Raw genomic sequence first — 12756 nt, 5'->3', positions numbered from 1 at the left:
AGCCCCTATGGCGCGTATCGACTTCTACATTCTGCCGGACACCACCCTGGACGCGCGGCTGGCGTTTGCCTGCAAGCTTTCGGATACTATCTGGCGCCGAGGCTACCGGCTGCACCTGCACTGCGAAGACCGCGCCCTTGCCGAGCAGGCCGACGCCGCGCTGTGGGACTTTCGCCCGGACGCCTACCTGCCCCACGCGCTGGAAGACAGCGAAATGGCGGCAGAGGTGCCGGTCACCCTGGGGTGGGGCAACCTGCCCGCCCCCAAGGGAGAAACGGCGCTTTTAAACCTGCACCCGGATATTCCCGAGGGCTTCGAGCGCTACGCCCGGGTGGCCGAGATCATCAACCAGCACCAGGCCGTGCTCATGGCCAAGCGCGCCTGCTGGCAGCGCTACAAGGCGCTGGGCCACGAGGTGGTACCGCACCAGCTGGGCTAACGGCCGGCTGGGACGCCATTCGCTTTTCTTTGCGGTGAACCTATGCTGCGGCTTGCTCGCTTTCCGCTGGTGACCATCGTCATCGCCCAGCTCTTCGGCACCTCGCTGTGGTTCAGCGTCAACGGCGTCGGCGAGGCGCTGAAATGGGCCGCGGAATTCACCGACGGCGACCTGGGGCTTTTGACCATTGCGGTGCAGGCGGGCTTTATTAGCGGCACCCTCGCCATTGCCACCACGGGCCTTGCCGACCGGGTGCGCGCCAGCCGCCTCTTCGCCAGCGCCGCGCTTGCCGGCGCGCTGGTCAACGGTGCTTTTATCCTCACCGCCCACCAGCTGGCGCTCGGCGTGCTGCTGCGCTTTCTCACCGGGCTGTGCCTGGCTGGCATCTACCCGCTGGGCATGAAGCTGGTGGTCAGCTGGACGCCCCGCCAGGCGGGTGCCGCGCTGGGCTGGCTGGTCGGCATGCTCACCCTGGGCACCGCCTCGCCGCACCTGCTGCGCGGGCTCACGTTGGCTCTCCCCTGGCAGTGGCCGCTGCTGCTGGCCTCGCTGCTGGCGGTGGTCGCCGCCGCGCTCATCCTGGCGCTGGGCGTGGGGCCGCACCTACCGGAAAAGGCGCCCGCCGGGCCGCCCTGGGCCGGCGCGCGCGCCTTCAAGCAGCGCCCTTTTCGCGCCGCGGCGCTGGGCTACTTTGGCCACTCCTGGGAGCTTTACGGCTTCTGGGCGCTGGTGCCGCTGCTCGTCACCCGGGAGCTTGAGCGCCTTGACGCTCCGCTGGCGGGCGTGGCCTGGCTCAGCTTCGCCGTTATGGCTCTGGGCACCCCGGGGTGCATTCTGGCCGGCCGGGCCAGCCGCCGCTACGGCAGTCCGGCGGTCGCCCGCGCGGCGCTGGCCACCTCCGGCGCGCTGTGCCTGAGCTATCCGCTTCTGGGCAGCGCCCCGCCGCTTTTGCTGATCGCGCTGCTCGGCGTCTGGGGGATCAGCGTGATTGCCGACTCGGCGCAGTTTTCCGCGCTGGCCTCCCAAAGCGCCCCGCCGGAGCGGCTGGGTGCGGCCCTTGCCGGGATGAACGCCATCGGCTTTGCCCTGACCATCCCCGCCATCGCGCTGGTCACGACGCAGTGGGCCGATCACGGCCCGGCCGTGCTCTGGTGGCTATTGCCCGGCCCGGCGTTCGGGCTTCTCGCTATGGGCGGCAGCGCCCGCCGGCCGGGAAGCCACTGCCGCGGGGGCGAGGCCTGACGCCGGACGGCCTCAGGGGTTATACTCGACGCCATTTTTCGCCTGCTGCCCCACAACATCAATGCGATGCCCCGGCGCGGCATCCTTGCTATGAGTGAACCCATGGAAAAGACCTACCAACCCGAAAGCATCGAAACCCGCTGGTATCAGCGCTGGGAAGCCGACAACCGCTTTGCGCCCTCCGGCAGGGGCACGCCGTTTTCCATGATGATCCCGCCGCCCAACATCACCGGCAGCCTGCACATGGGCCACGCCTTCCAGGACACCATCATGGATACCCTGGCCCGCTACAAGCGCATGCAGGGTAACAACACCCTGTGGCAGATCGGCACCGACCACGCCGGCATCGCCACGCAAATGCTGGTCGAGCGCAAGCTCGCCGCCGAGGAAGGCAAGACCCGCCACGACCTCGGCCGCGACGCCTTCATGAACAAGGTCTGGGAGTGGAAGAAAGAGTCCGGCGGCCACATTACCCGCCAGCTGCGCCGCATGGGTGCAAGCGTGGACTGGTCCCGGGAGCGCTTCACCATGGACGACGGCTTCTACCAGGCCGTCCAGGAAGTCTTCGTTCGCCTGCACGAGGACAACCTGATCTACCGCGGCAAGCGGCTGGTCAACTGGGACCCCACCCTACACACCGCGATTTCCGACCTGGAAGTGGAAAACCGCGACCAGCAGGGCAGCTTCTGGCACTTCCGCTACCCGCTGGCCGACGGCGTCAAAACCGACGCCGGTCAGGACCATCTCGTCGTTGCCACCACCCGCCCGGAAACGCTGCTGGGTGACACCGGCGTGGCGGTCAACCCGGAAGACCCGCGCTACGCCTCGCTGGTGGGCAAGTTCGTCGAGCTCCCGCTGGTGGGCCGGCGCATCCCCATCGTCGCCGACGAGCACGCCGACATGGACAAGGGCTTGGGCTGCGTGAAGATCACTCCGGCCCATGACTTCAACGACTACGAAGTCGGCAAGCGCCAGGGGCATCTTTTGATCAACGTTTTCTCCCAGGACGCCACCGTCCTTGAGCGCGCCGAGATCTACGATCTCAAGGGGCAAATCCAGCCCGGCGAAGACTCAAGCCTGCCGGCCAAATACGCCGGGCTCGACCGCTTCGAGGCACGCAAGCGGATCGTCGCCGACATGGACGCCGCGGGCCTTCTGCAGGAAGTCGAAACCGTCAGCAACACCCTGCCCTTTGGGGACCGCTCCGGCGACCTTATCGAGCCGCTTTTGACCGACCAGTGGTTTGTCGCCGTGGAGGAGCTTGCCAAGCCCGCCATCAAGGCGGTGGAAGACGGCGATATCGAGTTTGTGCCCAAGAACTACGAGAACATGTACTTCTCGTGGATGCGCGACCTGCAGGACTGGTGCATCTCCCGCCAGCTGTGGTGGGGCCACCGTATTCCCGCCTGGTACGACGAAAGCGGCCGCGTCTTTGTCGCCCGCACCGAGGCCGAAGCCCGGGAGAAGCACGGCATCGCCGCCGATGTCACCCTGACCCAGGACGACGACGTGCTCGACACCTGGTTCAGCTCGGCGCTGTGGACCTTCGGCACGCTTGGCTGGCCCGAGCAGACGCCGGAGCTTGCCACCTTCCACCCTACCAGCGTGCTGGTCACGGGCTTTGACATCATCTTCTTCTGGGTCGCGCGGATGATCATGATGACGCTCAGGTTCACCGGCGAAGTGCCGTTCAAGACGGTCTACGTCCATGGCCTGGTGCGCGACGGCCAGGGCAACAAGATGTCCAAGTCCAAGGGCAACGTGCTCGACCCCATCGACCTGATCGACGGCATCAGCCTCGACGAGCTCGTTGAAAAGCGCACCGGCAACATGATGCAGCCGCAGAAGGCCAAAGCCATCGCCAAGGCTACCCGGGCCGAGTTCAAGGACGGCATCGAGCCCCACGGCACCGACGCGCTGCGCTTTACCTTCCTCTCCCAGGCGACCACCGGGCGCGACATCAAGTTCGACATGAGCCGTCTCGACGGCTACCGCAACTTCTGCAACAAGCTGTGGAACGCCTCGCGCTACGTGCTGATGAACGCCGACGGCGAAGACTGCGGCGTGGATGGCGGTGAAGTGACGCTGTCGCTGGCCGACCGCTGGATTCTCTCGGCGCTGCAAAAAACCACGGCCAGCGTCACCCGCTACATCGACGACTACCGCTTCGACCACGCCTCCCAGGCGCTTTACGACTTCGTCTGGAACGAGTACTGCGACTGGTACCTGGAGCTGTCCAAGCCGGTACTTTGGGGTGAACAGGAAAGTATTGAGGCCAAGCGCGGCACCCGCCAGACGCTGGTGCGCGTGCTCGAAGCCGTGCTGCGCCTGGCGCACCCGATGATGCCCTACATCTCCGAAGAGATCTGGCAGCGCGTGGCCCCGCTCGCCGGCACCCACTCAGGCGACGGCGATTCCATCATGGCCAAGGCCTGGCCCGAGGCCGACGAGGGCCTGATCGATGACGCCGCCGCGCGGGACATCGAATGGCTCAAGGGCGTGATCGTCGCGGTGCGCAACGTCCGCGCCGAGATGAACATCGCCCCGGGCCGGCAGATCGACGTACTGCTGACCAAGGGACGCGCCGAAGACGCCGCGCGGCTTGAGCAAAACCGGCCGTTTCTGATGAAGCTGGCCAAGCTTTCAAGCGCCACCTGGCTTGACAACCCCGACGACGCGCCGCTTTGTGCCACCCAGCTGGTAGGCCACATGGAGGTGCTGGTGCCCATGGCCGGGCTCATCGACAAGGACGCCGAGCTTGCTCGGCTGGACAAGGAAATCGCCAGGCAGAACAAGCAGATCGACGGCATCGAGAAAAAGCTCGGCAACGAGGGCTTTATCGCCAAGGCCCCCGAAGCCGTGGTGGAAAAGGAGCGCGGCAAGCTCGCCGAGGTGCGCGCCGCCCGGGCTCTGCTGGAAGAGCAGCGGCAGAAAATCGACTCGCTCTAACCCTCTCGGCCACAGCTGCCCAGGCACAACGCCCGCTCCGCGCGGGCGTTTTACCGTCCCCCGAGCCAACGGGTGGCGCTTTCGGCGGCGCCGTGACGAAAGCGTTGAAAGCCCGGGCGCCGCCCGGCGCCTCAGCGTGTATACTATGTGCAACTCTTGTATCATAATCGTCAAGCCATAAAAGCCTCGCCGGACACGCTCAACCCCCTGCCAGGGAGCGCTTATGACTATCGCCATCAAGCCGCTTGAGGCGGCGCTGGAGCACGCCGGAATCGCCTGGCATCACCTTGAGCCCATGGCCGATACTGGACTTGCCCACGATCACGTTTGGCTTCGCGACGACGGCGTCGACGACCGGGTGATACGCCTGCCCAAACCGGGCCGGCTGGATTCCACACCCGAGGCCCGCCTGGCGCACCAGGCCGCGTGCTACCGGCGAGCCGCGGAAAGCGGGCACGCGCCGCATCTGCATGCGGTACTGCCCCCGGACGACCACCTGCCCCAGGGCGGGCTGGTGGTCGACGCCGTGCTCGGCCGGCCGGCCGCGCTGCCCGACGACCTGCCCCGCATTGCCGCAGCGCTTGCCGCGCTTCATAACCTGGCACTGCCCGCGCCCGAGCATCGCCCGCCGCTGCCCGCGCCGGCCAATCCGTGGCGCGCCCTGTACCGCGAGATCGCCGAGCAGTCGCTGTTCGTGGATACCGCCCAGCTGCCCGACGCCGTCAGCCGGCGCATACACCGCGCGTTTAAGGCGCTGCCAACGAAGCTTTACTACGCCACCCCCTGCCTGATCAGCTTGGCAGCCCACCCGAGCAACTTTCTCATCGACGAGCGGGGGCGCGCCCTGTTCCTCAACCTGGACAGCTGCCGCTACGGCCTCGCCGGGTTCGACCTGGCCCACGCCAGCCTGGCTACCTCGACCCCCTGGGATACCGCCAGCTACGCCGTGCTCACGCCGGAAGACGTCGCCGACTTTTATCAGCGCTGGCAGCGCAAAATGAGCGCCACCCAGGGCGAAAATATCCCCAGCGTCGAGACCCTGCTCGCCTGCCGCCGGGCCATGTGGCTGCGTTCGCTGACCTGGTGTGCCAAGTGGCGCACGCAGCGTTTACAGGCGCGCGGCAGCCCGCACGATCCGGCGCAGGGCGAAGACGTCCGCGATCGCGTGGAGCACTATCTGTCGCTGCCGGCCATTGACGCCGCGGAGAACGAGCTCGCCTACCTGGACGACGTGCTCTATTGACTGCTGCCGCTAATACCAAGGACCCCGCATGACCGAGCCTTACCGCCGCCGCTCGCTGGCCACCGCCGGCCTGCTGGCCATGCTCTCGCTGCCCGCTTTTGCCGCCGCGCCGGCGGCACCCGACCCCGACGACTGGCGCGCGGTGCTCAAGCGCGCCGAGGGCCAGACGGTGTACTGGAACGCCTGGGGCGGGGACTCCCGCGTCAACCGCTACGTCGACTGGGTCGCGGGGCAGATGCAAGCGCGCTTCGGCGTTAACGTCGAGCACGTCAAGCTTGAGGACACCGGCAGCGCCGTTGCCCGGGTGCTGGCGGAAAAGCAGGCGGGCAACGACGAAGACGGTAGCATCGATGCCATCTGGCTCAACGGCGAAAACTTCGCCGCCATGCGCGAAAGCGGCCTGCTGTTCGGCCCCTTCGCCGAGTCACTGCCCCACTTTGCGCTGACCAACCCCGCGGACAACCCCGAGGTGGCCACCGACTTCACCCTGCCCGTTGATGGCTTTGAGTCGCCCTGGGGCCGCGCCCAGATCACCTTTTACTACGATAGCGACGCGCCGGGCTTTAGCGCGGATCAGGCGCCGCCGGGCAGCATGCACGAGCTGCTCGGCTGGGCCAGAGAAAACCCCGGGCGCTTCACCTACCCGCGCATTCCGGACTTCACCGGCAGCACTTTTCTGAAGCAGGCGCTGATCGAGCTCACCGATAGCGCTGAGGCGCTCTATGCGCCGGTGACGGAAAGCGACTTTGACAGCGTCACCGCGCCGCTGTGGGACTACCTTGACGCGCTGCACCCCACCCTGTGGCGCGAAGGGCGGAGTTTCCCCGCCTCCGGCCCCCGGCTGCGCACTCTGATGAGCGACGGCGAGCTATCGCTGGCGTTTTCCTTCTACCCTACCGACGCCGCCGTTGCGGTGAAGGAATATCAGCTGCCGCCGAGCGTGCGCAGCTACGTCTTCGACGGCGGCACCCTGGGCAACGTGCACTTCGTCGCGATCCCCTACAACGCGCCGCACAAGGCCGGCGCCATGGCGCTGGCCAACTTCCTGCTCTCCCCGGACGCCCAGGCGCGAAAGCAGTCGCTGGACGTCTGGGGCGATCGCACCGTGCTCGACCTCACCCGGCTGAGCGAAGACGACCGGGCGCTATTTCGAACGCAAAACGATAGCCCCGCCCTGCCGCCTCCTGGCGCGCTGGCCAACACCCTGGCCGAGCCCCACCCCAGCTGGACGGGCGCGCTGCAGGACGCCTGGCTTAAGCGCTACGGAGTGAACTAGCCGTGCTGCGGCTGGCGCCCGTGCTGGTGATCGCCCTGCTGACGCTACCGGTGGTGGCGGGACTTACCATGATTGTGCTCCCGGCCTTTGGCTACCTGCCGGCGCTGGGCGGGGAAACGGTCAGCCTCGCGCCCTGGCGGGAGCTGCTTGACCAGCCGGGGCTCGGGCGCTCGGCGGCGCTGAGTCTGGCAAGCGGGCTGGTCACGCCGGCCGTCGCCCTTGCCGCCGTGGTGCTGTTTCTTGCCGCCGGGCAAAGCGGCCGACTGGCGCGCAGCGTGCGCCGGCTGGTGTCGCCGCTGCTCGCCGTCCCCCACGCCGCGCTGGGCTTTGGCCTGGCGTTTCTCATCGCGCCGTCGGGGCTTGCCATGCGCCTGGTATCGCCCTGGCTTACCGGCGCCGAACAGCCGCCGGACGCGCTGATCGTCAACGACCCGCTGGGGCTTTCGCTGATGGCCGGGCTGATCCTCAAGGAAATCCCGTTTCTGCTGCTGATGAGCCTTGCCGCCCTCGAGCGGCTGCAGCCGGAAAAGCGCGTGGAAATCGCCCGATCGCTTGGCTATGCGCCCACCCTTGGCTGGCTCAAGACCGTACTGCCGGCGCTCTACCCGCTGATCCGCCTGCCGCTGTATGCGGTCATCGCCTACGCCACCGCCAACGTGGACATGGCGCTGATCCTCGGCCCGGCGCTCCCGCCGACGCTTGCGGTGTCGATCCTTGAGTGGTTCAACGACCCGGACTTAAGCCAGCGCTTTATGGCCTCGGCGGCGGCGGTGCTGCAGCTGGGCGTAACGCTTGTCGCCCTTGCCATCTGGTGGCTCGGCGAGCGGCTTGTCACCCGGCTTTTGCGCCCCTGGCTGACCGGGGGCGGCCGCCGGCGCGGCGAGGCGACGCTGCGCGTGATCGGCCGCGCGGGGTTAGCCGGCGCGAGCCTTACCGCCGTAGCCGCTCTCGCCGGGCTGGTGCTGTTTTCCTTCGCCGGATTCTGGCGCTTTCCGGATGCCCTGCCACAAACGCTGACGCTTGATCACTGGCGGCGCTTCACCCCGATGCTCGGCGAGGCGCTTGTTAACACCGCCGGGATTGCGCTGGCGGCCACGCTGCTGGCCACCCTTTTGGTACTCGCCGTGCTGGAAAACGAGCACCGGCGCAACATAAAGCCCTGGCGAGCGCTGTGGCTTTTGTACGCGCCGCTGCTGGTACCGCAGATCGCCTTTCTCTTCGGCCTGGTGGTAGCCGCCGAAAGCGCCGGCATCGGCCCCAATCTCGGCCTGGTGATTGCCGGGCACCTGCTGTTTGTGCTGCCCTACGTCTACCTGTCGCTTGCCGAGGCCTACCGGCGGCTCGACCCGCGCTGGCTGGAAATCGCCCGCACGCTCGGCGTCTCGCGCAACGCCGCCTTCTGGCGGGTGCGCCTGCCGCTGCTGGCCGCCCCGCTTGCTACCGCCTTCGCCGTGGGGCTTGCCATCAGCATTGGCCAGTACCTGCCCACCCGGCTTCTCGGCGCGGGGCGGGTCGAGACCGTCACCACCGAGGCCGTGGCGCTGGCGTCGGGCGGCAACCGGCGGCTGATCAGCGTCTGGGCGCTGGTGCAGGCCGCCCTGCCGCTGGTGGGCTTTACCCTCGCCGCCACGCTGCCCGGGCGCCTGGGCGCGGCAAAGCACACGACACAGACTGTTAAAGAGGACGCTACGCTTGGCTGACACCGCGACACTCAACCCGGCCCACCTCAGCATCGTCATCCCGGTGCTCAACGAAGCAGCGACCCTTGCGGCAACGCTTGAAGGCCTGCAGCCTCTGCGCCGCCGGGGTGCGGAGCTGGTGGTGGTCGACGGCGAAAGCACGGATCGCAGCGCCGCTCTGGCCCTGCCGCTGGCCGATACCGTGATGACCGCTCCGCCCGGCCGCGGCGCGCAGATGAACCTCGGCGCCAGCGCCGCAGGCTTCGACACGCTGCTGTTTCTCCGCGCCGACACCCGGCTGCCGGACGGCGCGCCGGAGCGGATCCAGCAGGCGCTTTCTACCCACCGCTGGGGCCGCTTTGACGTCTCCCTGACACACCGGCCCGGCGTCATCGCCGCGCTGATCAACGCGCGCTCGCGGCTCACCGGCGTTGCTACCGGAGCCCAGGCCATGTTCATGACCCGGGCAGCCTTCGCCGCCGTCGGGGGCTTTCCCGAACGGCCGCCACGAGAAGACATCGCCATGAGCCGACAGCTGAAAAAGCAGGGCAGGCCCGCCTGCCTCAAAGCCCGGGTCACAAGCGCGGGCCACCGCTGAATACGCCTTACCCACGACACCCCACTCGCCGGAGATATCCGTGAACCGACAACGCCTGCTGATCGCCGCCCTGCTTTTGCTCGCCATCGGCGCCTTTTTTGCCACCGGCGCCCACCAGTGGTTCAGCCTGGATACGCTCAAGGCCTACCAGAGCGACTTCCAGGCGGCGTTTGACCGCCGGCCGTGGCAGATCGCCGGGACCTTTTTTGCCGTCTACGTGATCATCACCGCGCTGTCGCTGCCGGGGGCGGCGATTCTTACCCTGCTCGGCGGGGCGCTTTTCGGCCTGCCCCTGGGCCTTTTGCTGATCTCCTTTGCCAGCGCCATCGGGGCGACGCTTGCGTTTCTGATTTCGCGCTACCTGCTGCGCGGCCCCATCGAGCGGCGCTTTCCCCGCCGTCTGGCGGCGATCAACCGGGGGGTGGACCGCGACGGCGCGTTTTATCTCTTCAGCCTGCGGCTGGTGCCGGCGTTTCCGTTTTTCGTCATCAACCTGGTGATGGGGCTGACGCGAATCAAGGCGCGGACGTTTTACTGGGTCAGCCAGGTGGGCATGCTTCCCGGCACCGCGGTGTTCGTCAACGCCGGCGGCCAGCTGGGCGAAATCGAGCGCCTGGGCGACGTGGTCTCCCCGGGGCTTCTCGCCTCCTTTGTGCTGCTGGCCTTCTTTCCCTGGATCGCGCGGAAAATTATGCGCCTGGTTCAGCGCCGCCAGGTCTATCGGGGCTTTACCCGCCCAAAGCGCTTTGACTACGACATCCTGGTCATCGGCGCTGGCTCCGCGGGGCTTGTGAGCGCCTATATCGGCAGCGCGGTCAAAGCCAAAGTGGCGCTGGTGGAAGCCGGCGACATGGGCGGCGACTGCCTGAACACCGGCTGCGTGCCTTCCAAGGCGCTGATTCGCGCCGCCCGCGCCGCGCACGAGGTGCGCCACGCCGAGCGCTTTGGCATTCTCGTAGGCCACGCCGGCACGCCCGCGGTGGATTTCTCCCGGGTGATGGGCCACGTACGCAAGGCTATTGCCACCGTCGCCCCCCACGATAGCGTCGAGCGCTATACCGCGCTCGGCGTCGACGTGCACAAGGCGCACGCTACGCTCGCTACGCCCTGGGAGGTCGAGGCCGGCGGCAAGCGCCTGAGCGCCCGGCATATCGTCATCGCCACCGGCGCGCGGCCGGCCATCCCGGCGCTTCCCGGCATCGACGAGGCCCGGGTGCTGACCTCGGAAAACCTCTGGCAGCTTGAAGAATTGCCCGGGCGGCTGGCGGTGCTCGGCGGCGGCGCCATCGGCTGCGAGCTCGGCCAGAGCTTTGCCAGGCTTGGCAGCCGGGTCACGCTGGTCGAAGGCGGCGAGCAGCTGCTGGGCCGCGAAGACGCCGAGGTGGGCGAACACATGGCCAACACCCTGGAGCAGGACGGAGTGGCCGTGCTGACCCGCGCCCGCGCCGAGCGCATCAGCCACGACGGCGGCCAGCGGCTGCACCTGAGTACCGCCGCCGGCGGCGAACAAAGCGTCGAGTTTGACTATCTGCTGGTGTGCGTGGGCCGCCGTGCCAACGTCGAAGGGCTGGGGCTCGAGGCGCTGGGGATCGCAACCGATACTGGCACTCTGGCGCTCAACCGCCAGCTGCAAACCCGCCTGCCCAACGTCTGGGCCTGCGGCGACGTCGCCGGCCCTTACCAGCTCACCCACGCCGCCGCCCACCAGGCCTGGCACGCCGCGGTCAACGCGCTGTTCGGCGAGCTCAAGCGCTTCAACGTCGACTATCGATTTATCCCCGCCGTGGTCTACACCCAGCCGGAAATCGCCCGGGTGGGGCTCAACGAGCGCGAGGCCAAAGAGCAGGGCATCGCCTATGAGCTGACCCGCTACGCCATGAATGAGAGCGACCGCGCCATTGCCGAGGGCGCCACGGAGGGCTTTATCAAGGTGCTCACCGTCCCCGGCCGGGACAAGATTCTGGGCGCGACTATCGTGGCCGAAAACGCCGGCGAATGGCTCGGCGAGTTCAGCCTGGCGATGAAGCACAACCTGGGCATGAACAAGCTGTTGGGCACGGTTCACCCCTACCCCACCCTGAGCGAGGCGGCCAAGGCCACCGCCGGGGCATGGAAAAACGCCCACAAGCCCGAGCGCGTGCTCAGCCTGCTTGAGCGCTACTTCGCCTGGCGTCGCCACGTATGAACGCAGGAGCGAAAAAAGAGCTGGTGCTGATCGGCGGAGGCCACGCCCACGCCTTGGTGCTCGAAGCCTTCGCCCGCCGCCCGGAACCCGGCGTTCGCCTGACGGTGATCAGCGAAGGCCGCTTCGCGGCGTATTCCGGCCGGGTGCCCGCCTGGCTTGCCGGGAAATGCACGCTTGCTGATACCCAAATCGACCTCGCCGCGCTGTGCCGCCGGGCCGGCGCCCGGCTGATCGAGCAGCGCGCGACGGCGTTCAGCGCCGAGACGCGGGAAGTGACGCTTGCCGGCGGCGAACGCCTGGGTTTTGACGCGGCCTCGATCAACGTCGGCGCAACGCTTTATAAACCCGAAACAGCGGCGCAGGCGCCCAACGTGCTCGCCCTGCGCCCGCTTGCCAAACTGCCGTCGCGCTGGCAGGCGCTGTGCGCGCGGGTTGACGCCCTGCCCGCCGGCAGTCGGCAAAGCGTCGTCAGCGTTGGTGGAGGCGCCGCCGGGTGCGAAACCCTGCTCGCGGTGCTCGCGGCGCTGCGCGCGCGCCGCTCGGACGTGCGCTTTGACGGCGCGCTGATCAGCGGAGGGCAAACGCTCTTACCCGACGCGGGCCGGCTGCCCCGAGCGCTTTTGGCTCGGGCGCTGAAAAAAGCCGACGTGACGCTGCGCACCGGCGTGCGCGTAAGCGAGCTTGGGGAAGAGGCAGTGATGCTTGAACAGGGCGCGCCGGTGCCGGCAGATATCGTGCTCTGGGCCACCGGTGCCATCGGCCACGGCTGGCTGAAAGAGAGCGACCTTGCGCTTAACGAACGGGGGTTTATTGAGGTGGGCAAAAGCCTTGAGGCGCGGGGCGCGCCCGGGGTGTTCGCCGCCGGAGACGGCGCGGCGTTCACCCCCGCCCTGCCCAAGGCCGGCGTCTACGCGGTGCGCATGGGCCCGCCCCTGGCGGCCAACCTGCGCCGGGCGTGCCGGGGCGAGGCCCCGAAGGACTGGCGGCCGCCCCGGCGCGTGCTTTCGCTGATCGGCACCGGCGACGGCCGCGCGGTGGCAAGCTACGGCCCGCTCGGGGCGGCCGGGCGCTGGGCGTGGCGCTTAAAAGAGCGCATCGACGGGCGCTTTATCGCCCGCTTTAACCCTGACCCGAAGCGCTGACGG

Annotated in this window: 9 protein-coding genes; all 9 read left to right on the top strand. The window is 68.0% G+C overall.

Annotated elements, in window-relative coordinates:
- Positions 1–7: 7 nt before the first annotated feature.
- The 9 genes from ACZ46Y_RS03465 (at position 8) to ACZ46Y_RS03425 (ending at position 12753) form a co-directional block, all read left to right on the top strand.
- Positions 8–439 carry a DNA polymerase III subunit chi gene (locus tag ACZ46Y_RS03465; protein WP_311954172.1) on the top strand — a complete coding sequence of 144 codons (432 nt, stop codon included), beginning with the start codon at positions 8–10 and terminating at the stop codon, positions 437–439.
- 42 nt (positions 440–481) lie between these two features.
- Entirely contained in the window at positions 482–1681 is a 1200-nt protein-coding gene (locus ACZ46Y_RS03460) for an MFS transporter (RefSeq protein WP_311954169.1), read from the top strand.
- Positions 1682–1783: 102 nt separating this feature from the next.
- Positions 1784–4630, top strand: a complete 2847-nt coding sequence (locus ACZ46Y_RS03455; RefSeq protein WP_311954167.1) for a valine--tRNA ligase — start codon at positions 1784–1786, stop codon at positions 4628–4630.
- Between the two features lie 223 nt (positions 4631–4853).
- On the top strand, positions 4854–5873 hold the full coding sequence (locus tag ACZ46Y_RS03450; RefSeq protein WP_311954164.1) for an aminoglycoside phosphotransferase family protein: 1020 nt from the start codon (positions 4854–4856) through the stop codon (positions 5871–5873).
- Positions 5874–5901: 28 nt separating this feature from the next.
- The gene (locus tag ACZ46Y_RS03445) at positions 5902–7149 is read left to right on the top strand and encodes an ABC transporter substrate-binding protein (protein WP_311954160.1); all 1248 of its coding nucleotides are present in this window, start codon (positions 5902–5904) and stop codon (positions 7147–7149) included.
- A 2-nt stretch (positions 7150–7151) separates the two neighbouring features.
- Complete coding sequence (locus ACZ46Y_RS03440; protein ID WP_311954157.1) at positions 7152–8849, top strand: ABC transporter permease; 1698 nt, start codon at positions 7152–7154, stop codon at positions 8847–8849.
- Positions 8842–9426 (top strand): TIGR04283 family arsenosugar biosynthesis glycosyltransferase, encoded by a 585-nt coding sequence (locus ACZ46Y_RS03435; protein WP_311954154.1) that lies wholly within the window; start codon positions 8842–8844, stop codon positions 9424–9426. The genes ACZ46Y_RS03440 and ACZ46Y_RS03435 overlap by 8 nt, the downstream gene beginning before the upstream one ends.
- Before the next feature lie 40 nt (positions 9427–9466).
- Positions 9467–11611: an FAD-dependent oxidoreductase gene (locus ACZ46Y_RS03430; protein ID WP_311954151.1), complete on the top strand. Its 2145-nt coding sequence runs from the start codon at positions 9467–9469 to the stop codon at positions 11609–11611.
- Positions 11608–12753 carry an FAD-dependent oxidoreductase gene (locus ACZ46Y_RS03425; protein ID WP_311954149.1) on the top strand — a complete coding sequence of 382 codons (1146 nt, stop codon included), beginning with the start codon at positions 11608–11610 and terminating at the stop codon, positions 12751–12753. The genes ACZ46Y_RS03430 and ACZ46Y_RS03425 overlap by 4 nt, the downstream gene beginning before the upstream one ends.
- The last annotated feature ends 3 nt before the right edge of the window (positions 12754–12756 follow it).

This window comes from Halomonas garicola (assembly GCF_055382465.1).
This window is presented reverse-complemented; position numbering and strand designations above follow the sequence as displayed.